Annotated in this window: 21 protein-coding genes; 8 read left to right on the forward strand and 13 right to left on the reverse strand. The window is 67.5% G+C overall.

The features are described from left to right. Positions 1 to 126: 126 nt before the first annotated feature. The gene (locus tag FHD67_RS00230; RefSeq protein ID WP_240542382.1) at positions 127 to 678 is read left to right on the forward strand and encodes a shikimate kinase; all 552 of its coding nucleotides are present in this window, start codon (positions 127 to 129) and stop codon (positions 676 to 678) included. Beyond that, the gene (aroB, locus tag FHD67_RS00235) at positions 675 to 1781 is read left to right on the forward strand and encodes a 3-dehydroquinate synthase (RefSeq protein WP_139597439.1); all 1107 of its coding nucleotides are present in this window, start codon (positions 675 to 677) and stop codon (positions 1779 to 1781) included. Before FHD67_RS00230 ends, aroB begins: the two co-directional genes overlap by 4 nt. 76 nt (positions 1782 to 1857) lie before the next feature. Here the strand turns inward: aroB and FHD67_RS00240 are convergent, their stop codons facing one another. Both FHD67_RS00240 and ssb read right to left on the reverse strand, forming a co-directional pair. Next, on the reverse strand, positions 1858 to 2904 hold the full coding sequence (locus FHD67_RS00240; protein ID WP_052715124.1) for a Leu/Phe/Val dehydrogenase: 1047 nt from the start codon (positions 2902 to 2904) through the stop codon (positions 1858 to 1860). Between the two features lie 227 nt (positions 2905 to 3131). Next, entirely contained in the window at positions 3132 to 3647 is a 516-nt protein-coding gene (gene ssb, locus FHD67_RS00245) for a single-stranded DNA-binding protein (protein WP_045999445.1), read from the reverse strand. Between the two features lie 173 nt (positions 3648 to 3820). Here ssb and FHD67_RS00250 point away from each other — a divergent pair, with 173 nt between their 5' ends. Continuing rightward, complete coding sequence (locus tag FHD67_RS00250) at positions 3821 to 4441, forward strand: lytic transglycosylase domain-containing protein (protein WP_045999444.1); 621 nt, start codon at positions 3821 to 3823, stop codon at positions 4439 to 4441. Between the two features lie 3 nt (positions 4442 to 4444). Here FHD67_RS00250 and FHD67_RS00255 read toward each other — a convergent pair whose 3' ends face one another. From FHD67_RS00255 to mdh, 11 genes are all read right to left on the reverse strand, one after another. Continuing rightward, the gene (locus FHD67_RS00255) at positions 4445 to 4966 is read right to left on the reverse strand and encodes a lytic transglycosylase domain-containing protein (RefSeq protein WP_246071164.1); all 522 of its coding nucleotides are present in this window, start codon (positions 4964 to 4966) and stop codon (positions 4445 to 4447) included. Next, positions 4959 to 6347: a dihydrolipoyl dehydrogenase gene (lpdA, locus tag FHD67_RS00260; protein WP_139597440.1), complete on the reverse strand. Its 1389-nt coding sequence runs from the start codon at positions 6345 to 6347 to the stop codon at positions 4959 to 4961. The genes FHD67_RS00255 and lpdA overlap by 8 nt, the downstream gene beginning before the upstream one ends. A 62-nt stretch (positions 6348 to 6409) precedes the next feature. Next, on the reverse strand, positions 6410 to 6811 hold the full coding sequence (locus FHD67_RS00265; protein WP_139597441.1) for an MAPEG family protein: 402 nt from the start codon (positions 6809 to 6811) through the stop codon (positions 6410 to 6412). Further along, entirely contained in the window at positions 6811 to 7065 is a 255-nt protein-coding gene (locus FHD67_RS00270) for a hypothetical protein (protein WP_139597442.1), read from the reverse strand. The genes FHD67_RS00265 and FHD67_RS00270 overlap by 1 nt, the downstream gene beginning before the upstream one ends. A gap of 98 nt (positions 7066 to 7163) precedes the next feature. Further along, entirely contained in the window at positions 7164 to 8681 is a 1518-nt protein-coding gene (odhB, locus tag FHD67_RS00275) for a 2-oxoglutarate dehydrogenase complex dihydrolipoyllysine-residue succinyltransferase (RefSeq protein ID WP_045999440.1), read from the reverse strand. 4 nt (positions 8682 to 8685) lie between these two features. Then, positions 8686 to 11652 carry a 2-oxoglutarate dehydrogenase E1 component gene (locus FHD67_RS00280; protein ID WP_045999439.1) on the reverse strand — a complete coding sequence of 989 codons (2967 nt, stop codon included), beginning with the start codon at positions 11650 to 11652 and terminating at the stop codon, positions 8686 to 8688. Positions 11653 to 11686: 34 nt separating this feature from the next. Then, positions 11687 to 12067 (reverse strand): hypothetical protein, encoded by a 381-nt coding sequence (locus FHD67_RS00285; protein ID WP_045999438.1) that lies wholly within the window; start codon positions 12065 to 12067, stop codon positions 11687 to 11689. 65 nt (positions 12068 to 12132) lie between these two features. Continuing rightward, positions 12133 to 13017, reverse strand: a complete 885-nt coding sequence (gene sucD / locus FHD67_RS00290; RefSeq protein WP_045999684.1) for a succinate--CoA ligase subunit alpha — start codon at positions 13015 to 13017, stop codon at positions 12133 to 12135. Positions 13018 to 13098: 81 nt separating this feature from the next. After that, a complete protein-coding gene (gene sucC / locus FHD67_RS00295; protein ID WP_127898268.1) occupies positions 13099 to 14292 on the reverse strand; it encodes an ADP-forming succinate--CoA ligase subunit beta in 1194 nt (397 codons plus the stop codon). A 185-nt stretch (positions 14293 to 14477) separates the two neighbouring features. Further along, a complete protein-coding gene (locus FHD67_RS00300) occupies positions 14478 to 15647 on the reverse strand; it encodes a hypothetical protein (protein WP_139597443.1) in 1170 nt (389 codons plus the stop codon). A 67-nt stretch (positions 15648 to 15714) separates the two neighbouring features. Further along, entirely contained in the window at positions 15715 to 16677 is a 963-nt protein-coding gene (mdh, locus tag FHD67_RS00305) for a malate dehydrogenase (RefSeq protein ID WP_045999436.1), read from the reverse strand. A gap of 166 nt (positions 16678 to 16843) precedes the next feature. On the opposite strand from mdh, the gene FHD67_RS00310 reads away from it, so the two are divergent. The 5 genes from FHD67_RS00310 (at position 16844) to FHD67_RS00330 (ending at position 20342) form a co-directional block, all read left to right on the forward strand. Continuing rightward, positions 16844 to 17584, forward strand: a complete 741-nt coding sequence (locus FHD67_RS00310; RefSeq protein WP_139597546.1) for a sulfite exporter TauE/SafE family protein — start codon at positions 16844 to 16846, stop codon at positions 17582 to 17584. 82 nt (positions 17585 to 17666) lie between these two features. After that, positions 17667 to 18509 carry an HpcH/HpaI aldolase/citrate lyase family protein gene (locus FHD67_RS00315; RefSeq protein ID WP_139597444.1) on the forward strand — a complete coding sequence of 281 codons (843 nt, stop codon included), beginning with the start codon at positions 17667 to 17669 and terminating at the stop codon, positions 18507 to 18509. Between the two features lie 42 nt (positions 18510 to 18551). Continuing rightward, positions 18552 to 19103, forward strand: coding sequence for an NnrU family protein (locus FHD67_RS00320; protein WP_045999433.1), 552 nt, complete (start codon positions 18552 to 18554; stop codon positions 19101 to 19103). A gap of 1 nt (position 19104) precedes the next feature. Continuing rightward, positions 19105 to 19311: a DUF1737 domain-containing protein gene (locus tag FHD67_RS00325; protein WP_045999432.1), complete on the forward strand. Its 207-nt coding sequence runs from the start codon at positions 19105 to 19107 to the stop codon at positions 19309 to 19311. Next, entirely contained in the window at positions 19308 to 20342 is a 1035-nt protein-coding gene (locus tag FHD67_RS00330; RefSeq protein ID WP_139597445.1) for a MaoC family dehydratase, read from the forward strand. The genes FHD67_RS00325 and FHD67_RS00330 overlap by 4 nt, the downstream gene beginning before the upstream one ends. The last annotated feature ends 78 nt before the right edge of the window (positions 20343 to 20420 follow it).

Consider the following 20420-nt stretch of genomic DNA (forward strand, 5'->3'; position numbering starts at 1 on the left):
TGCATTCGCCTTTGCTCGACCGTGTTTTCTGTGTTCTTGCACCGGTCTTGGGCCGGCTCGGGGCGAATATATATGGCAATTTCCGAAAGATCACGTCATTCAGTCACCCGATTGACGGGGGGCCGGATGACACAGGTGCTGACGCGCCATATCGTGCTGATCGGAATGATGGGCGCGGGCAAGACCGCCATCGGGTCGGAACTGGCCCGCAGGCTGCGCGTGCCGTTCACCGATTCCGACGCCGAGATCGAGGCCGCGGCGGCCATGTCCATCAGCGAGATCTTCGCCCGCGATGGCGAGGCGTTCTTTCGCGCGCGCGAGGCGCAGGTGCTGTCGCGCCTGCTGGCGGGGGCACCGGGCGTCGTCTCGACCGGGGGCGGCGCGTGGATGCGCCCCGAGAACCGGCAGATCATCGGGGAACGGGGCCTGTCCGTCTGGCTGAACTGTTCGCCCGAGACGCTGTGGGCGCGCGTGCGCCAGCGCCCGACGCGCCCCCTGCTGCAGACCGCCGACCCAAAGGGCACGCTGCTGCGCCTGCTGGCGGAACGCAGCCCCGTCTATGCGCTGGCGGACCTGGAATTCGTGTCCCGCGCCGGCGACACGATCGAGGCGACCGCGACCCGCCTGATCGCCGAACTGACCGCCGCCCATCCCACCCTGACCCAGGAGAAGCCATGACCGATCCCGTCACCGTTCCCGTGCCCCTTGGAGCGCGCGCCTATGACGTGCGCATCGGGCAGGGCCTGCTGGGTCGCGCGGGTGCCGAGATCGCCCCGCTGTTATCGCGGCCGCGCGTGGCGATCGTCACCGACGCGACGGTGGCAGGCCTGCATCTGGCGCCGCTGCAGGCCGCGCTGCGCGACGCGGGGATCGCCAGCGAGGCGCTGGTCCTGCCGGCCGGGGAGGGGACCAAAAGCTGGCCGCATCTGACGGCCTGCGTCGACTGGCTGCTGGACCAGCAGGTCGAGCGGCGCGACGTCGTCCTGGCGCTTGGCGGCGGGGTGATCGGTGACCTGGTGGGTTTTGCGGCGGCGATCCTGCGGCGCGGGGTGCGGTTCGTGCAGCTGCCCACGACGCTGTTGGCGCAGGTCGACAGCAGCGTGGGCGGCAAGACCGGGATCAACAGCGCGCATGGCAAGAACCTGGTCGGCGCGTTCCACCAGCCCTCACTGGTCCTGGCCGATATCGACGTGCTGGACACGCTGCGCCCGCGCGATTTCCTGTCGGGCTATGGCGAGGTCGCCAAGTACGGTCTGCTGGGGGATGCGGCTTTCTTTGCCTGGCTGGAGGAGAACGGGCCCGACCTGGCGCGGAATGCGGGCCTGCGCCAGCAGGCGGTCGCGCATTCGGTGGCGATGAAGGCGGGCATCGTCACCCGTGACGAGACCGAGCAGGGCGAACGCGCGCTGCTGAACCTGGGCCACACCTTCGGTCATGCGCTGGAGGCGGCGACCGGGTATTCGGACCGGCTGCTGCATGGCGAGGGCGTGGCCATCGGCTGTGCGCTGGCCTTCGATCTGTCGGCACGGATGGGTTTGTGTTCGCAGGAGGCGCCGAGCCGCGTCCTGGCGCATCTGCACCAGATGGGCATGCCCGCACGACTGTCCGAGATCCCCGGCGCCCTGCCGGACGATGCGGGCCTGATCGCGCTGATGGGGCAGGACAAGAAGGTCGTGGACGGCCAGCTGCGTTTCGTGCTGGCCCGCGGGATCGGCGAGGCCTTCGTCAGCGACGCGGTCGAAGGTAACATGCTGGCACGCGTCCTGCACGACGCGCGCTAGGCGTCCGTCCCGGCCCGCGAAGCCGCGACAGCCCCCATCGAGGGGGCCGCCACGGCTGGCTGTCGCCGAAGCCGCCTCAGGCGGCGCGACGGGTGGTTAGCATGTCGTGCACCATCTGATCGGCCACGGCCGAGGGCAGCTGGTCCGTGTCGCGCGCGCGGGTCAGCATCTGATCGACGCGGCCGGCGATGGCGGTCAGGCGGTCCAGGCGCCAGGCGTCGGGCTTGCCGTGGATCTCGCTTGCGACGCTGATGATGCCGCCGGCGTTCACGACATAGTCGGGCAGATAGGTGATGCCGCGTGCGGCCAGGATGTCCGCCACGCCGTCATCGGCCAGTTGGTTGTTCGCGGCGCCGCAGACCAGCGTCGCGGTCAGCGCCGTGGCGGTGTCCCGCGTCAGCACGCCGCCCAAGGCGCAGGGAGCCAGGATGTCCATCTGCTGATCGAAGACCGCGTCGGGCGCACACACGGTCGCGCCAAGGCGTGTCGCGGCGTCGTCCAGCGCCGCCTGATGGATGTCGGTCACCATCAGCCGTGCCCCTGCGGAGGCAAGCTTTTCGGCCAGCGACAGGCCGACATGGCCCAGCCCCTGCACCAGCACCCGCCGCCCGGTCAGATCGTCCGTGCCGAACGCATGGCGCGCGCCCACGCGCAGGCAGCGGAACACGCCTTCGGCGGTCCAGGGCGAGGGGTCGCCCGAGGCGCCCGACAGGCCCACGGCAAAGCGCGTCGCCTCGGCCGCATGGGCCATGTCCGCCGGAGAGATGCCGACATCTTCGGCCGTCCAGTAGGTGCCGCCAAGCGCGTCGACGGCCTCGCCGAAGGCACGCATCATCGCCGGGGTCTTGTCGGTGCGCGCGTCGCCGATGATGACCGCCTTGCCGCCGCCCAGGCCCAGGTCGGCCATCGCGTTCTTGTATGTCATGCCGCGGGCCAGGCGGGTCACGTCATGGATCGCGGCATCGTCGTCGGCATAGGCCCACATGCGGCACCCGCCCGCGGCAGGGCCGAGCGTGGTCGAATGCAGGCAGATCAGCGCGCGCAGCCCGGCCTGCGGGTCCTGTGCCAGAACCAGACGTTCGAACCCCTGGGGTGCGGTCAGATCGGTAAGTGTCAGTGCCATCTGCAAGCCTTCCTGTGGCAGGCGCGCGGGCCGTCCCGCGCAGGGATCAGCCCAGAAACCGCCAGCGCGGACGCATTGCAAGCGCAGGATCATTCGCAAAGCCCGGACCGCCCGCCGCGCAACTTGCGGCAAGGGCGGGGTGCGCGCCGGCAAGATCGCGTCGCGCGCCGGCAACGAAAAAGGGCGACCCCATGGCCACCCCTTTCCGGTGATTCGCCCTGATCGGATCAGAACGGGATCTCGTCGTCGTAATCGGCGCGTCCGCCGCCCTGGCCGCCGCCGCCGCCGCGCGACGACGACGATCCGCCGCCCTGGTTATAGTCGTCATAGCCGCCGCTGTCGCGACCACCGCCGCCCATGCCGCCACCACCCATGCCGCCGCCACCGCCGCTTGCGCCGTCCAGCATGGTCAGCGTGCCGCCGATGCCGCGCAGGACGATCTCGGTCGAGTAGCGGTCCTGGCCGGACTGGTCCTGCCACTTGCGGGTTTCCAGCTGGCCCTCGACATAGACCTTGCTGCCCTTCTTGAGATAGCGTTCGACGACGCCCACCAGGCCCTCGTTGAAGATGGCGACGGTGTGCCACTCGGTGCGCTCCTTGCGCTCTCCGGTGGTGCGGTCCTTCCAGTTCTCGGAGGTGGCGATGCGCAGGTTCGCGACCTTGCCGCCGTTCTGAAAGCTGCGGATTTCCGGGTCGCGGCCAAGATTGCCGACCAGAATGACCTTGTTGACGCTGCCTGCCATGATCAGGATCCTTGGATTATGTGCCTTTGCGTCGGGTCTAGCCCAGCCCGCCGGGTGAAGCCAAGCAGGAAGTCGCGTAGCGCCAAGGCCCGACTGGCAGCATGACCGATTTCGTGTATAGTCCGGGACAAAAGCGGCGACAGGCCGGTGCGACAAGGACGAGGGCGGAGATCATGCGGCTAGGCCATACCCTGAAGGCAACCTTCTGTGCAGCGGTGATCGGAAGCCTGGCACTGCCTGCCGACGCGCAGGGCCTGCGCCTGTCGGGCGCCTCCTCCAAGTCCCGCGCCGAACAGTTCGCGCGCCAGACCCGGCTGATGGATTCGCGCCTGTCGACCCAGTACCAGTCCTCTGCCCGGCTGCAGCCGAATGCGGGCCGCCAGGAGGTGCTGCTGGAAACGGCGCCGAACATTCCCCGCTATACGGGCCGGCGCAGCGAATATCTGCCCCATGCGCGCCAGGCAGCGCAGCGTCACGGCATTCCCGAAGACCTGTTCCTGCGGCTGGTCCAGCAGGAATCGGGCTGGAACCCGAACGCGCGCAGCCACAAGGGTGCGATGGGACTGGCGCAGCTGATGCCGGGAACGGCCGCCAAGCTGGGGGTGAACCCCAACGATCCTGTGCAGAACCTGAACGGCGGGGCGCGCTATTTGCGGATGATGTACAACCAGTTCGGCAACTGGACGCTGGCGCTGGCCGCCTATAACGCGGGGCCCGGCGCGGTGCAGAAGCACGGCGGCATCCCGCCCTATCGCGAGACGCGGAACTATGTCCGCATCATCGCGGGCGGCTGATCCTCAGCCGCTGAGTCCGGTCCGCTTCAGCAGGCCCTTGCGCTTGGCCTCGTAGTAGTAGCCGCGCGAATACCACATCACGGCACGGTCGGGGTCGCCCTCGGCCACCATCCAGGCGCCGCGCAGGTACTTCACGCCATAGCGCAGGTTCGTGTCGGCATCCAGCAGACCACGATCCGGCCCGCGATAGCCCATCGTGCGCGCGGTCTGCGGCGCGATCTGCATCAGCCCGTGATACGGGCCGTTCCGCATGTCGGGACGGTGGCTGGATTCGCGCAGGATCACCCGTTGGACCAGCGAACTGGGTACGTCGTAATGGCGTGCCCAGAAGTTGATGCGCTGGCGCAGATAGGGCGTCTCGTTCGGGTAGAGGCCCGAACCGCCGATCCGCCCGTTGCTGCCTGACCGGACCCCGCCACCGCCGCACGCGGCCAGCGCCAAGATCGAGATCAGCAGCCCGCGCCGACCCAGATGGGCCGCAGGCCGCGGGGGCATGGCCCCCGCCACCATACGCGCGTCAGGCATGAATGGCGCCGCCGCCGCAGGCCAGCGCGGCCTCGCGCACGGCTTCCGACACGGTCGGATGCGCGTGGCAGGTCAGGGCCAGATCCTCGGCCGAGGCGCCGAACTCCATCGCCACGCAGACCTCGTGGATCAGGTCGCCCGCAGATGGGCCGATGATGTGGCAGCCCAGGATGCGGTCGGTCTCGGCATCGGCGATCAGCTTGACGAAGCCCTCGCCCAGGAACTGCGCCTTGGCGCGGGCATTGCCCATGAAGGGGAACTTGCCGATCTTGACCTTGCGCCCGCCTTCCTTGGCCTGCTCCTCGGTCAGGCCGACATTGGCGACCTCGGGGGTGGTGTAGATCACGCCGGGGATGACGCCATAGTTCACATGGCCATGCTTGCCCGCGATGACCTCGGCCACCGCCATGCCCTCGTCCTCGGCCTTGTGGGCCAGCATCGGGCCGGGCACCGCGTCGCCGATGGCATAGACGCCCTTGATGCTGGTCGCCCAGTGATCGTTGACCTGCACGAAGCCGCGATCGGTCATGGTCACGCCAAGCGCGTCGAGGCCCAGGCCCTCCACATGCGGACGGCGGCCCGTGGCGACCAGGACCACGTCTGCGGTCAGGCTATGGGTGCTGTCATCCTTTTTCAGCGCATAGGTAACGGTGGCCTGGCCGTCCTTGGCCTCGGCCGACTGCACGGCGGCGCCCATGACGAAGGACAGGCCCTGCTTTGACAGCATCTTCTGGAACTGCTTCTGCACCTCGCCGTCCATGCCGGGGGTGATGACGTCCAGGTATTCGACCACCGTTACCTCGGCGCCGAGGCGGGCATAGACCGAACCCAGCTCCAGACCGATGACGCCTGCGCCGATCACGACCATGGATTTCGGGATCTTGGGCAGGGCCAGCGCGCCGGTGGAATCGACGATCACGCCCGCGTCGTTGTCGACCGTCACGCCCTTCAGCGCGGCGGGGGACGATCCGGTGGCGATGACGATATTCTTCGTCTCGTGGACGGTGTCGCCGACCTTGACCTTGCCGGCTTCGGGGATCGAGGCCCAGCCCTTGATCCAGTCGATCTTGTTCTTCTTGAACAGGAATTCGATGCCCTTGGTGTTCCCCTGGACCGTGTCGGCCTTGTAGGACTGCATCTTGGTCCAGTCGACGTCGACATGGGCGTTCATCAGGCCCATCTTGGCAAAGTTCTCATGCGCCTCGTGCAGCATGTGGCTGGCATGCAGCAGGGCCTTGGAGGGGATGCAGCCGACGTTCAGGCAGGTTCCGCCAAGAGCCTCGCGGCCCTCGACCACGCCGACCTTCAGGCCCAGCTGCGCCGCGCGGATGGCGCAGACATAGCCGCCGGGGCCGGCGCCGATCACGATGAGATCATACATGGCAGTTCCTTTTGTCAGACCGCGGCCGGGGGCTTCGCGCCCCCGGGCCCCGCGGGGTATTTTTACAAAGAAGAAATCAGGGCAAAGAGGATCATCAGCACCGTCGCCGCAAAGCCGACGACCCAGATGATCGAGCGGCCCGGCACCCAGCCCCGCACATAGGCGGGGATATAGAGGATGCGCGCGGCCACATAGGTCCAAGCGCAGATCGCGGTCAGCGTGGCGGATGCGTCGCCAAGCGTGACCACGACCACCGCCAGGGTGAACATGATCAGGCCTTCGAAATGGTTGTTGAAAGCGCGCTGCAGGCGGCCAGCCGTCCCGGTCAGCTCGACCTTGCCGCCGTCGCGCGGGCTCATGGCGGCGCGGCGGCCGACCTGGCGCTGCGCCATCACGGAATAGGTCGCGAACTGCGCGGTCTGGATCAGGCCGGCGACGGCCAGGGCTGCGACCTCGGGGGGCATCAGACGGTTTCCACGAAATGCGCGTCGGTGGCGGTGACGCCGGCCTGGGTCGCGAAGACCGCCGCCGCGCCTTCCAGGTAATCGCGGGCGGCCTTCGGGTTTCCGATCTGGAACAGCGCCCAGGAATGACCGTCATCCTCGCGCCACAGTTGCAGCAGCGTCAGGCCGTTGCGGCCCCGATCCTCGGCATCGGCGTCGAAGGCCGTGCGGAACGTGGCAGGGTCGGCATGGGTGTAGCGGACGATCAGTTGCATGGGTCAGGCTCCGGTTCGTGACGCCCCAGCTTTGGTCCTGCGCCGGTGGCAGCGCAAGCCCGTGGTGCGAGAGGGGCCCCGAAGGGCCCCCGACGGGATCAGAGATCCATCAGCAGGCGGCGCGGATCCTCCAGCGCTTCCTTGACGCGGACGAGGAAGGTCACGGCGCCCTTGCCGTCGACGATCCGGTGGTCATAGGACAGTGCCAGGTACATCATCGGACGGATGACGATCTGACCGCCGACGACCACGGGGCGCTCCTGGATCTTGTGCATGCCCAGGATGCCCGACTGCGGGGGGTTCAGGATCGGCGACGACATCAACGAGCCGTAGACGCCGCCGTTCGAGATGGTGAAGGTGCCGCCCTGCATCTCGGCCATGGACAGCTTGCCGTCGCGGCCCTTCAGGCCCAGTTCGCCGATCTCCTTCTCGATGGCGGCAAAGCCCTTCTGGTCGGCGTCGCGCACGACCGGCACGACCAGACCCGAAGGCGTGCCCACCGCGACACCCATGTTGACGTAGTTCTTGTAGACCACGTCGGTGCCGTCGATCTCGGCATTGACCTCGGGGACTTCCTTGAGCGCGTGGCAGCAAGCCTTCACGAAGAAGGACATGAAGCCCAGCTTGACCTTGTGCTTCTTCTCGAAGGCGTCCTTGTACTCGTTGCGCAGGCCCATGATCGCGGACATGTCGACCTCGTTGTAGGTCGTCAGCATCGCGGCGGTGTTCTGTGCGTCCTTCAGGCGGCGGGCGATGGTCTGGCGCAGGCGGGTCATCTTGACCCGCTCCTCACGCGCAGCATCCTCGGCCGGGCGGGGGGCGGCGGGGGCCTTCGCGGCGGGGGCGGGGGTCGCCTTGGCCTTGGCCACGTCCTCCTTCATCACGCGGCCGTCACGGCCCGAACCCTGGACCTGGTCGCGGCTGACGCCCTTCTCGGCCATGGCTTTCTTGGCCGAGGGTGCATCCTCGACGTCGCGCGGCTTGGTCTCCTCGGGGCCGGCATTCGGCAGGACGGTCTCCTGCGCATCCGACGCCTTGGGCGCCGCGGTGCCGGCGGCACCCTCGGTGATGATCGCCAGGCGCGCCTTGGCGTCGACGGTCGCGCCTTCCTCGGCCAGGATCTCGGCCAGGACACCCGCGGCAGGGGCCGGGACCTCGACCGAGACCTTGTCGGTCTCCAGCTCGCACAGCATCTCGTCGGCCTCGACGCGGTCGCCCGGCTTCTTGAACCAGGTGGCGACGGTCGCCTCGGTCACGCTTTCGCCCAGGGACGGGACCATCACGTCCACGGAATTGCCGCTCATTGTCTTCTGTTCCTCGGTCTTTTCGGCCGGTGCTTCGGCCTTGGCAGGTTTCGGGGCGGGGGCGGCGGCTTCGCCACCCTCGCTGATCTGGGCCAGCAGCGCGTCGGGCCCGACCGTCTCGCCCTCGGCGGCGACGATCTCGGCCAGGGTGCCGGCGGCGGGGCTGGGCACCTCGACGGTGACCTTGTCGGTCTCCAGCTCGCACAGCATCTCGTCGACCTCGACGCGGTCTCCGGGCTTCTTGAACCAGGTGGCGATGGTGGCCTCGGTGACGGATTCGCCCAGGGCGGGCACGCGGACTTCGGTGGTCATCGGATCATCCTTCAAGGTTCAGGGCGTTGGCGACCAGCGCCTCTTGTTCGGCCTTGTGGCGCGATGCCAGGCCCGTAGCGACCGAGGCCGCGGCGTTGCGGCCCGCATAGCGCGCGCGGGTGTGCTTGGCGCCAAGCCGCTCCAGCACCCATTCCAGATAGGGCTCGACAAAGCTCCAGCCGCCCTGGTTCTTGGGCTCTTCCTGGCACCACACGACCTCGGCCTGCTTGAAGCGACCCAGTTCCTTGACCATCGACTGTGCCGGGAACGGATAGAACTGCTCCAGGCGCAGCAGATAGGTGTCGGTGATGCCGGCCTCGTCGCGCGCCTTCAGCAGGTCGTAATAGACCTTGCCCGAACACACGACGACGCGCTTGATCTGGTCGTCGGCCACCAGCTTGGTGTCCGAACGGCCGCGCTGCGCGTCGTCCCACAGCACGCGGTGGAAGGTCGAACCCGACTGGAACTCCTCGGCGCGGCTGATGGCCAGCGGGTGGCGCAGCAGCGATTTCGGCGTCATCAGCACCAGCGGCTTGCGGAAGCCGCGGTGGATCTGCCGGCGCAGGATGTGGAAGTAGTTCGCGGGCGTGGTACAGTTCGCGACGATCCAGTTGTCCTCGGCGCATTGCTGCAGGAACCGCTCCAGACGGGCCGAGCTGTGCTCGGGGCCCTGGCCCTCGAAGCCGTGCGGCAGCAGCATCACCAGGCCGGACATGCGCAGCCACTTCTTCTCGCCCGAGGAGATGAACTGATCGAACATGATCTGCGCACCGTTGGCAAAATCGCCGAACTGCGCCTCCCACAGGGTCAGCGTGTTGGGTTCGGCCAGCGAATAGCCGTATTCGAAACCCAGCACCGCGTATTCCGACAGCATGCTGTCGATGACCTCATAGCGGGCCTGACCCTCGGCGATGTTGTTCAGCGGATAGTAACGGTCCTCGGACTTCTGGTCGATGAAGGCCGAATGCCGCTGGCTGAACGTGCCGCGGGTGCTGTCCTGACCGGACAGGCGCACGCCATGCCCCTCGGTCACCAGCGAACCGAAGGCCAGCGCCTCGGCCGTGGCCCAGTCAAAGCCTTCGCCCGTCTCGAACATCTGCTTCTTGGCTTCCAGCAGGCGGCCCACGGTCTTGTGCAGGGTCAGCCCGTCCGGCGCGTTGGTCAGCGCACGGCCGACCTGGGTCATCACCTCGGGGGTGATGCCGGTTTCGCCTGCGATATAGTCCGTGCCCTCGCGGTTCAGGCCCGACCACTTGCCATCCAGCCAGTCGGCCTTGTTCGGCTTGTAGTTCTTGCCGATCTCGAACTCTTCGTTCAGGTGCGCCTGGAAGGCGGCCTTCATGTCCTCGATCTCGCCCTCGGGGATCAGCCCGTCGGCGACCAGGCGTTCGGTGTACAGCTGCAGCGTGGTCTTCTGCGCCTTGATCTTGGTGTACATCGCCGGGTTCGTGAACATCGGCTCGTCGCCTTCGTTGTGACCGAAGCGGCGATAGCAGATGATGTCCAGAACCACGTCCTTGCGGAACTTCTGGCGGAACTCGATGGCCACGCGGGCGGCATGGACCACGGCCTCGGGGTCGTCACCGTTCACGTGGAAGATCGGCGCCTCGACCATCAGCGCGATGTCGGTCGGATAGGGCGAGGTGCGGCTGAACGCCGGCGCGGTGGTAAAGCCGATCTGGTTGTTCACCACGATGTGGATGCAGCCGCCCGTGCGGTGACCGCGGATGCCCGACAGCTGCAGGCATTCGGCCACGACGCCCTGGCCCGCAAAGGCCGCGTCGCCGTGCAGCAGGATCGGCAGGACCGAGCTGCGGTCGGTCAGGTCGCCCAGCTGGTCGCCCTTGGCGCGCGCCTTGCCCAGCACGACCGGGTTCACGGCCTCCAGGTGGCTGGGGTTGGCGGTCAGCGACAGGTGGACATTGTTGCCGTCGAATTCACGGTCGGCGCTGGCGCCCAGGTGGTATTTCACGTCGCCCGAACCGTCCACGTCCTCGGGCTTGAAGCTGCCGCCCTGGAACTCGTGGAAGATCGCGCGGTAGGGTTTCGACAGCACATTGGCCAGGACCGACAGGCGGCCGCGGTGCGGCATGCCGAACACGATCTCCTTCACGCCAAGCGCACCGCCGCGCTTGATGATCTGCTCCATCGCGGGGATCAGCGCCTCGCCGCCGTCCAGGCCAAAGCGCTTGGTGCCCATGTACTTGACGTGCAGGAACTTCTCAAAGCCCTCGGCTTCGACCAGCTTGTTCAGGATGGCGCGGCGGCCTTCGCGGGTGAAGGCGATCTCCTTGCCGTAACCCTCGATCCGCTCCTTCAGCCAGGCGGCTTCCTCGGGGTTCGAAATGTGCATGTACTGCAGCGCGAACGTGCCGCAATAGGTGCGGGTCATCAGGTCGGTGATCTGGCGGATCGACGCGATCTCCAGGCCCAGGACGTTGTCGATGAAGATCGGACGGTCCATGTCGCCGGGACCGAAGCCATAGGTCGAGGGCTTCAGCTCGCCATGATCGGGCACTTCGCGCAGGCCCAGGGGGTCCAGCTGCGCGTGCAGGTGTCCGCGGATGCGGAAGGCGCGGATCAGCATCAGCGCGCGGATGCTGTCCAGCACGGCCTGACGCATCTGGTCGGTCGACAGCTTCAGGCCCTTTTCCTCGGCCTTGGCGGCGATCTTCTTGATCGCGGCGTCGGCGTCGCCCTTGGACGCGGAGGGCCATTCGCCGGTCAGGGCGCTGGTGGTGTCATCCTGTGGGACCGGCGGCCAGTCGGCGCGCTTCCAGCTTGCACCCTCGGATTCGCGGACGGCCACGTCCTGATCGTCGCCAAGCGAGCGGAAGAAGCTGTCCCAGGCTTCGTCCACCGCGCCTGCGTCCTTGGCCCACTGGCCGTACAACTGCTCCACATAGGCCGCGTTATGGCCCTGCAGGAACGAGGAATCGTGGAAATCGGTGTTCTTTGGCTGGTCGGTCATGGCTGGTCCCCGTTCAGGGCAAATATGGGTTGGATCAGGCGCAGTAGATGTCGAAGATGCGGGCGCCGGGATCGGCGGTCGGGTCAAGCCGGGGCTGCTGCTGGATCCGCAGCGGGGCCCGACGTTCAAGGCCGCACAGCGCGACGGCGGTGCGGCTTTCGGCATTCGGCGGGGCATAGGCGGGGCGATAGATCACCCGCCACCCGAAATCCCGCCGTGATACGGTGCGCACCGATTCTGGCGGCAGGCCGCTGGCCTGGTGCAGGTTGGTGCGCGCCGGGATGCCGCCGGGCAGGATGTCGTTGGTCATCCTGTCCCCGCAGCCCGCAAGGCCCAGCAGCGCCACAAGCGACAGCCACCGGCCCGCGCGGGGTGCGGATGCTGTCATGTCGTGATGGCCTGCCTGCTGGTCCACGGTCTTTCCCTTTGCGTCAATCCGCCCCCCAACAGGTGGGTACCGGGGGGCGGACTGTCAAATCATCAACCCTTGATCGCCTTCAGCACGGCCTCGCCCAGGCCCGCGGGGCTGTCGGCGACGATGATGCCGGCCTTCTTCATGGCCTCGATCTTGGATTCCGCGTCGCCCTTGCCGCCCGACACGATCGCGCCGGCATGGCCCATGCGACGGCCCGGAGGCGCGGTGCGGCCCGCGATGAAGCCCGCGGTGGGCTTCCACTTGCCCTTGCGCTTCTGCTCGGCCAGGAACTCGGCGGCCTCTTCCTCGGCCGATCCGCCGATCTCGCCGATCATGATGATCGACTCGGTCTCGGGATCGTCCAGGAACATCTGCAGCACGTCGATATGCTCCATGCCCTTGATCGGGTCGCCGCCGATGCCGACCGCCGAGGACTGGCCCAGGCCCACGTCCGAGGTCTGCTTGACCGCCTCATAGGTCAGCGTGCCCGAACGCGACACGACGCCCACCGACCCGCGGCGGAAGATGCTGCCCGGCATGATGCCGATCTTGCATTCGTCGGGGGTCATGATGCCGGGGCAATTCGGCCCGATCAGGCGCGATTGCGATCCGGCCAGCGCGCGCTTGACGCGCATCATGTCCAGCACCGGGATGCCTTCGGTGATGCAGACGATCAGCGGGATCTGCGCGTCGATGGCTTCCAGGATCGAATCCGCCGCGAACGGGGGCGGGACATAGATCACGGACGCATTGGCGCCGGTCTTGGCCACGGCCTCGTGGACCGAGTTGAAGACGGGCATGCCCAGGTGATCCGTGCCGCCCTTGCCCGGCGTCACGCCACCGACCATCTGCGTGCCATAGGCGATCGCCTGTTCGGTGTGGAAGGTGCCCTGGGATCCGGTGATCCCCTGGCAGATGACTTTGGTATTCTTGTCGACGAGAACGGCCATCATGGCCTCCTTGCGTAAGCGGCGCCAGACGCACCGCGATGTTCCAGAGGAGGACGCGCGTGACCCGCGCGCCCGGATGGATCAGCCCTTGACCGCTTTCACGATCTTCTCGGCGCCGTCCTTGAGGTCGTCGGCGGCGATCACGTTCAGGCCGCTGTTGGCAATGATCTCCTTGCCCAGCTCGACGTTCGTGCCTTCCAGGCGGACAACCAGCGGGACCTGCAGACCGACTTCCTTCACGGCGGCGATGATGCCCTCCGCGATGATGTCGCAGCGCATGATGCCGCCGAAGATGTTGACCAGGATGCCTTTGACGTTCGGGTCGCTGGTGATGATCTTGAACGCCTCGGTGACCTTCTCGGTCGTGGCGCCGCCGCCGACGTCCAGGAAGTTGGCGGGCTCGGCGCCGAACAGCTTGATGATGTCCATCGTGGCCATCGCCAGGCCTGCGCCGTTCACCATGCAGCCGATCTCGCCGTCCAGCGCGATGTAGTTCAGGTCGAACTTGGAGGCGGCCAGCTCCTTGCTGTCCTCCTCGGTCTCGTCGCGCAGCGCCATGATGTCGGGCTGGCGATAGAGCGCGTTGTTGTCAAAGCCCATCTTGGCGTCCAGGCACTTGATCTGGCCTTCGGGCGTGACGATCAGCGGGTTGATCTCCAGCATCTCCATGTCCTTCTCGATGAACATGCGATACAGGTTCTTGACCAGGGCCACGCACTGCTTGACCTGCTGGCCTTCCAAGCCCAGGGCAAAGGCCACGCGGCGGCCGTGGAAGTCCGACAGGCCCGACGCCGGATCGACGCTGAAGCTGACGATCTTCTCGGGGGTGTGCTCGGCCACTTCCTCGATGTCCATGCCGCCCTCGGTCGAGGCGACGAAGCTGACGCGCGAGGTCTGGCGGTCCACCAGCAGGGCCAGGTACAGCTCGCGCGCGATGTCGCTGCCATCCTCGATATAGATGCGGTTGACCTGCTTGCCGGCCGGTCCGGTCTGGTGCGTGACCAGGGTGCGGCCCAGCATCTGGCGGGTCAGTTCCTCGGCTTCCTCGACCGACTTGGCCAGGCGGACGCCGCCCTTCTCACCGGCCGCAGCCTCGGTGAAATGGCCCTTGCCACGGCCACCGGCGTGGATTTGCGCCTTGACGACCCACAGCGGACCGTCCATCTCGCTGGCGCAGGTCTTGGCCTCGTCGGCCTTCATCACGATGCGGCCTTCGCTGACGGGCGCGCCGTATTGACGCAGCAGCGCCTTGGCCTGGTATTCGTGGATGTTCATCTCGACCCCCTCATTCGGTTCGACAGATTTGGGGCCTTGTGCCACGCATGAAGGGCACACAGAAACGAATTCCCCGTAAAATGCCGAAAACCGGCGGGAAGCCGCCGAATGTGATCACAGCCAGATTTGCCGTGATCACAAACATCCGCGCCGATAGCGCAAGCAGGTTGATTCGCGCGCCGCGGTCAGTTCAGCAGCAGCATGTAAAGCCCCGCCCGGCCCTGAAAGCCGTTCAGGAACCTGTCCCAGTTGTCGCGCCCGACGGTCAGGCCGGGGCGGGCATAGGGCAGGGCGGCGGTGCCCTGGACCCAGTCCGTCACATCGACCGGGCGCGGATCGTCCAGCCACATCGCCAGGTCGACCCCATGTCCGGGGGCAAAGCGCCAGAAGGGGATCAGCAGCCGTCCGGCCAATGCCTGGTCGACCTCGTCCAGGATCGCCAGCCACATCGACCCCGTCTCCGGCGGCAGGGCAAAGCCAAGCGCGGCCTGCTGGGCGTCGTTGGGAATCCATTCGCGGTCGTTGTCGGTCTCTTGCGCGACCTCGGTCCAGAAGACGCGGTTGGCGGCCACCATCGCCCGCAGATGATCCCCCGCGGCGCGGGTCAGCGCAGGGTCGGGCTGGCGGCGCAGCGTCTGGATCACCACCGCCACCCGGTCCACGATCGGACCGAAGGCACGGGCCTGCATGTCGAAATTGGGCGCGCGGGCCATCTGGCCGGGCGGTTCGGCAAACTGTTCGGCCAGCGCCGCATCCAGCGCGATCCGATGCGCCAGCGCGGGTTCGGGATCGAAGGCCAGGATCAGCGTCGCCACCCCGTCGATCAGATGCGTATAGGCACGCAGCCAATGGATGTCGGCGGCGTCGAACCGCACCACAGCCGGGCCTTCGGGCAAAGGCAGGCCCGACAGCGCCGCCAGATCCTCGGCCGGGCCGCGGGTGCCGTCGCCGTCGACGTCCAGCCACAGGTCGCGCAGGTCCAGGGTCAGCGTCGCGGGGCCGTCGGGCAGGGCGTCGCGGGTGTCCTGCATGGCCTGCGACAGGTCGCGCATCATCGCGGTGACGAAATCGGCCGTCATCGGTTGCGGATCGGGGTTCGGTGGCAGCGTCGCACCCAGCAGCGGCAGGGGCACCAGCGGGTCCGTCGCGCCGATCCGGTGGCGGGCCTGGAAAGCGGCCTCGACCCCGCCCAGGAACCGTGTCGCGGCGATGGCCAGGTCGCGGTCGGCCGAGGGCGCCTGCGCCAGCAGCTGCGTCCGTGCCCCCGCCAGGCCCCGCTCCGCGATCAGGGCTGACGTCTCCTGCGCCAGGGCGGGTGCGGCAAGCAGCGACAGGACGGCAAGAAGACAGCGCATGGCACACCTGAAACGGGAAACGGCGCGCCGATCATGGCGCGCCGTTCCGGGATTTCGCAAGCGAAGATCAGGCCAGCGAGGAATCGATGCCCTTGCAGGCCTCGACCAGACCCTTCACGGCCTCGATCGACTTGTCCATCATCGCCTGTTCGTCGCGGTCCAGCTTGATGTCGATGATCTTTTCCACGCCGCCGGCGCCGATCACGGTCGGCACGCCGACATACATGCCCTTCAGGCCATAGGCACCGTCCACATGCGCCGCGCAGGGCAGGACGCGCTTCTGGTCTTTCAGATAGGCCTCGGCCATCTCGATGGCACTGGTCGCGGGGGCATAGAACGCGCTGCCGGTCTTCAGCAGGCCCACGATCTCGGCGCCGCCGTCGCGGGTGCGCTGGACGATGCCGTCCAGTTTCTCCTGCGTGGTCCAGCCCATCTTGACCAGGTCGGGCAGCGGGATGCCGGCCACGGTGGAATAGCGGGTCAGTGGCACCATTGTGTCGCCATGGCCGCCCAGCACGAAGGCCGTCACGTCACGCATCGACACGTTGAACTCCAGCGACAGGAAGTGCCGGAAGCGCGCCGAATCCAGCACGCCGGCCATGCCGCAGACCTTGTTGTGGGGCAGGCCGCTAAACTCGCGCAGCGCCCAGACCATCGCGTCAAGCGGGTTGGTGATGCAGATCACGAAGGCGTCGGGGGCGTGCTTGGCGATGCCCTCGCCCACGGATTTCATGACCTTGAGGTTGATGCCCAAGAGGTCGTCGCGGCTCATGCCCGGCTTGCGCGGAACGCCCGCGGTCACGATGCAGACGTCGGCGCCGGCGATGTCGGCGTAATCGTTGGCGCCCTTCATGCGGGCGTCGAATCCCTCGGACGGGCCCGATTGCGCGATGTCCAGCGCCTTGCCCTGCGGCGTGCCTTCCGAGATGTCGAACAGGACGACGTCGCCCAGTTCCTTCATCGCGGCCAGATGCGCCAGCGTGCCGCCGATCTGCCCCGCACCGATCAGTGCGATTTTGGGTCGGGCCATGGATAACCTCCGATTGGGTGGTGAAAAGTTGCGGCAGGGGTAAGCGGTCGCGCAAGGAATCGCAAGACGGTCCCACGGCCGGGTGGCATGGTTGTGCTAACACTTGTCTTCATCCCCGCCACGGGCCACAGATTGCACGTCGTGCAGGGAGAGGCCCATGCTGGAATTGTCGGGCGCGGGCTGGGCGCTGGCCGTGATCGCGGCGATCGCGGTGGGCCTGTCCAAGGGCGGGCTGGCCATGGTCGGCATCATCAGCGTGCCCCTGATGTCGCTGGTCATGTCGCCGGTGCAGGCGGCGGGGCTGCTGCTGCCGATCTACGTGGTGTCCGACGTGGGCGGGCTGATCGCGTTCCGCCGCAACCTGGACCGTCGCGTGCTGCTGCTGGCGCTGCCCGGGGCGATGGCGGGAATCGCGGTGGGCTGGGCGACGGCCAGCGTCGTGCCTGTGCGGGGCGTCACGCTGATCGTGGGGGTCATCGGACTGGGATTCGCGCTGAACGCGCTGATCCGACCGGCACTGGACGCCGTGCCCCGGCCCGCGCGGGGCAGGGCGGCCACCATCTGGGGCGGGCTTGCGGGTTACACCAGCTTCGTCAGCCATGCGGGCGCGCCGCTGTGGCAGGTCTATGCCCAGCCCCTGCGTCTGTCGCCGCTGATCTATGCGGGCACGACGACCTGGTTCTTTGCCATCGGCAACTGGGTCAAGCTGATCCCCTATACCGCCTTGGGCCAACTGTCGCCGGCGAACCTGGCCACGGCGGCAGTGCTGATGCCGGTGTCGCTGGCGGCGGTCTGGGTGGGGCTGCGGCTGGTGCGGATCATTCCGCCTGCGCTGTTCTATCGGCTGATCACCTGGGGTCTACTGGCGGTGTCGCTGCGGCTGATCTGGCAGGGGCTGGCGGGCTGATCGCCGCAGTGCGGCATTTTTCGCTTGCCATATATGGCGCAAAGCGGCACCAAGGCGCAACATTGTTGCTCGGAGGTTTCTCATGGCTCGTCCCTACCGCTCGGTTCTGTACATCCCCGCCGCCAATGCCCGTGCGATGGAAAAGGCCCGTGGCCTTGCCGCCGACGCGATCATCTTTGACCTTGAGGATGCCGTGGCCCCCGATGCCAAGGCCGCCGCGCGCGACGCGCTGGCCCAGGCCCTGACCCAGGACTACGGCCCCCGTGCGCGGATCGTGCGCATCAATGCGCTGTCCACGGCATGGGGCGCGGACGATGCCAGCGCCTGCGCCGGGCTGGACATCGATGCGGTGCTGATCCCCAAGGTGGACGGCCCGGACGATCTGGACCGCTTGGCCGCGCTGATCCCCGACACGCCGCTCTGGGCGATGATGGAGACGCCCCTGGGCATGCTGAACGCCGCCGCCATCGCGACGCATCCGCGGCTGGCGGGGATGGTGATGGGCACGAACGACCTGGCCAAGGATCTGGGCAGCCGCTTTCGCGCCGACCGCCTGCCGATGATGGCCGGGCTGGGACTTTGTCTGCTGGCGGCCAAGGCGCATGGGGTGGTGATCGTCGACGGCGTCTTCAACGCCTTCAAGGACGACGACGGCCTGCGCGCGGAATGCGAACAGGGCCGCGACATGGGGTTCGACGGCAAGACCCTGATCCACCCCGCCCAGCTGGACATCGCCAACGCCGCCTTCGCGCCCACCGAGGAGGAGGTCGCCCTGGCCCGCCGCCAGATCGAGGCCTTTGATGCAGCCACCGCGCAGGGGCGGGGTGTCGCCGTCGTCGATGGCCGCATCGTCGAGAACCTGCACGTCGCCACCGCGCGCCAGACGCTGGACCGTGCGCAGGCGATTGCGGCCATGGCGCAATAAGGGCAGTCTGCGCGCCACAAGCTCCAGCAAGAGGAAAGCCAGATGCTGATCCTGATCCTAGGCGTGGCCCTGTGGTGGGCGGCGCATCTCTACAAGCGGGTGGCCCCCGCCAGCCGCGCCTCGATGGGCGAGCGGGGCAAGGGCATGGTCACGGGCCTGTTGGTCCTGTCGATCATCCTGATGGTCATCGGCTATCGCGGGGCCGAGGGCGCGTTCTTCTGGGGGCCGAACCCGGCACTGGTGGGAATCAACAACCTGCTGGTCCTGGTGGCCCTCTATCTGTTCGCGGCCAGCGGCATGAAGACCCGCGTGACCGCGATGACCCGCCACCCGATGCTGTGGGGCTTTGCCCTGTGGGCGGGCGCGCATCTGCTGGTGAACGGCGACACGCCGTCCTTCATCCTGTTCGGCGGCCTCTTGGCCTGGTCCTTCGTCGAGATGGTGGCGATCAACCGCGCCAGCCCCTGGGTCCGCCCGACCGGACCCTTCCCCGCCCGCAAGGAGGCGATGGCCGCCGTCGGCGCCGTCATCGTCATGATCGTGATCGGCTTGATCCACGGCTGGATCGGCCCCTGGCCCTTCGGAGGAGCCTGACATGCCCCTGATCTATCGCTGCATCACCGACGACGACACGTCCAAGTTCTGCCACCGCGTCAGCGAGGCCCTGTCCAAGGGCTGGTCGCTGCATGGCAGCCCGTCCATGGCCCATGACCCGATCAAGGGCGTGATGCGCATGGGGCAGGCCGTCACCAAGGAGATCGAGGCCGAATACCACCCCGACATGAAGCTGGGACAGCAATGACCAAGACCAATCCCGGCCGGTTCTTCGAGGATTACACCGTCGGCCAGACCATCCGCCACGCCGTGCCTCGCACCGTGGCGGAAGGCGAACGGGCGCTGTACCACGCGCTCTATCCGGCGCGGCATGCGCTGTATTCGTCGGACGAATTCGCGATCACCTGCGGTCTGGACGGCAGCCCGCTGGACGATCTGCTGGCCTTCCACACGGTCTTCGGCAAGACGGTGCCCGATGTCAGCCTGAACGCGGTGGCCAATCTGGGATACGCCCAGGGGCGCTGGCTGCGGCCGGTCTGGCCGGGCGACACGCTGCGCGCCGAAAGCCAGGTGATCGGCCTGCGGCAGAACTCCAACGGTCAGTCGGGCGTGGTCTGGGTGCGGACCCAGGGCCTGAACCAGGTGGACGAGGTCGTGCTGGACTATGTCCGGTGGGTCATGGTCCGCAAGCGCGACCCCCAGTCCCCCGCGCCCGAGGCGGTGGTTCCCGATCTGGCCGACAGCGTCGACGCGGCCGACCTGATCGTGCCGGAAGGGTTGAGCTTTGCCGAATACGACTTTGATCTGGCAGGGGAACCGCACCGGTGGGGCGATTATGCCGTAGGCGAGGTCATCGATCATGTCGACGCCGTCACCATCGAGGAGGCCGAGCACATGCTGGCCACCCGCCTGTGGCAGAACACGGCCAAGGTGCATTTCGACGCCACGCATCGTCCCGACGGGCGGCGGCTGATCTATGGCGGCCATGTCATCAGTCTGGCGCGCGCGCTGTCCTTCAACGGGTTGGCCAACGCGCAGATGATCGTGGCGCTGAATGCCGGCGCGCATGCCAATCCATGCTTTGCCGGCGATACGGTGCGCGCCTGGTCCCAGGTGCTAGACCGTGCGCCGACGGATGCGCCGGGCGTCGGCGCGATCCGCCTGCGGCTGGTCGCGACGCGGAACGGCGCACCGGCGGGCACGCTGCGCGACGATCAGGGCAAGTACCTGCCGGACGTGCTGCTGGATCTGGACTATTGGGCGCTGATGCCGGTGTGACGGCGCGTCGAGTCGCGACGTTTCGATGTCCGCCGCTAACGGTGGGAAACCTGTGATCACAGCCGCCGTGCCTGTGAT

It is taken from the genome of Paracoccus haeundaensis (genome assembly GCF_006239215.1).
GTDB lineage: Bacteria > Pseudomonadota > Alphaproteobacteria > Rhodobacterales > Rhodobacteraceae > Paracoccus > Paracoccus marcusii.

Bases quoted from the DNA above. Each gene is read 5' to 3' on its own strand.
- FHD67_RS00230 (WP_240542382.1), top strand. From the start codon at position 127: ATGACACAGGTGCTGACGCGCCATATCGTGCTGATCGGAATGATGGGC.
- aroB (WP_139597439.1), top strand. From the start codon at position 675: ATGACCGATCCCGTCACCGTTCCCGTGCCCCTTGGAGCGCGCGCCTAT.
- FHD67_RS00240 (WP_052715124.1), bottom strand. From the start codon at position 2,904: ATGGCACTGACACTTACCGATCTGACCGCACCCCAGGGGTTCGAACGT.
- ssb (WP_045999445.1), bottom strand. From the start codon at position 3,647: ATGGCAGGCAGCGTCAACAAGGTCATTCTGGTCGGCAATCTTGGCCGC.
- FHD67_RS00250 (WP_045999444.1), top strand. From the start codon at position 3,821: ATGCGGCTAGGCCATACCCTGAAGGCAACCTTCTGTGCAGCGGTGATC.
- FHD67_RS00255 (WP_246071164.1), bottom strand. From the start codon at position 4,966: ATGCCTGACGCGCGTATGGTGGCGGGGGCCATGCCCCCGCGGCCTGCG.
- lpdA (WP_139597440.1), bottom strand. From the start codon at position 6,347: ATGTATGATCTCATCGTGATCGGCGCCGGCCCCGGCGGCTATGTCTGC.
- FHD67_RS00265 (WP_139597441.1), bottom strand. From the start codon at position 6,811: ATGCCCCCCGAGGTCGCAGCCCTGGCCGTCGCCGGCCTGATCCAGACC.
- FHD67_RS00270 (WP_139597442.1), bottom strand. From the start codon at position 7,065: ATGCAACTGATCGTCCGCTACACCCATGCCGACCCTGCCACGTTCCGC.
- odhB (WP_045999440.1), bottom strand. From the start codon at position 8,681: ATGACCACCGAAGTCCGCGTGCCCGCCCTGGGCGAATCCGTCACCGAG.
- FHD67_RS00280 (WP_045999439.1), bottom strand. From the start codon at position 11,652: ATGACCGACCAGCCAAAGAACACCGATTTCCACGATTCCTCGTTCCTG.
- sucD (WP_045999684.1), bottom strand. From the start codon at position 13,017: ATGGCCGTTCTCGTCGACAAGAATACCAAAGTCATCTGCCAGGGGATC.
- sucC (WP_127898268.1), bottom strand. From the start codon at position 14,292: ATGAACATCCACGAATACCAGGCCAAGGCGCTGCTGCGTCAATACGGC.
- FHD67_RS00300 (WP_139597443.1), bottom strand. From the start codon at position 15,647: ATGCGCTGTCTTCTTGCCGTCCTGTCGCTGCTTGCCGCACCCGCCCTG.
- mdh (WP_045999436.1), bottom strand. From the start codon at position 16,677: ATGGCCCGACCCAAAATCGCACTGATCGGTGCGGGGCAGATCGGCGGC.
- FHD67_RS00315 (WP_139597444.1), top strand. From the start codon at position 17,667: ATGGCTCGTCCCTACCGCTCGGTTCTGTACATCCCCGCCGCCAATGCC.
- FHD67_RS00320 (WP_045999433.1), top strand. From the start codon at position 18,552: ATGCTGATCCTGATCCTAGGCGTGGCCCTGTGGTGGGCGGCGCATCTC.
- FHD67_RS00325 (WP_045999432.1), top strand. From the start codon at position 19,105: ATGCCCCTGATCTATCGCTGCATCACCGACGACGACACGTCCAAGTTC.
- FHD67_RS00330 (WP_139597445.1), top strand. From the start codon at position 19,308: ATGACCAAGACCAATCCCGGCCGGTTCTTCGAGGATTACACCGTCGGC.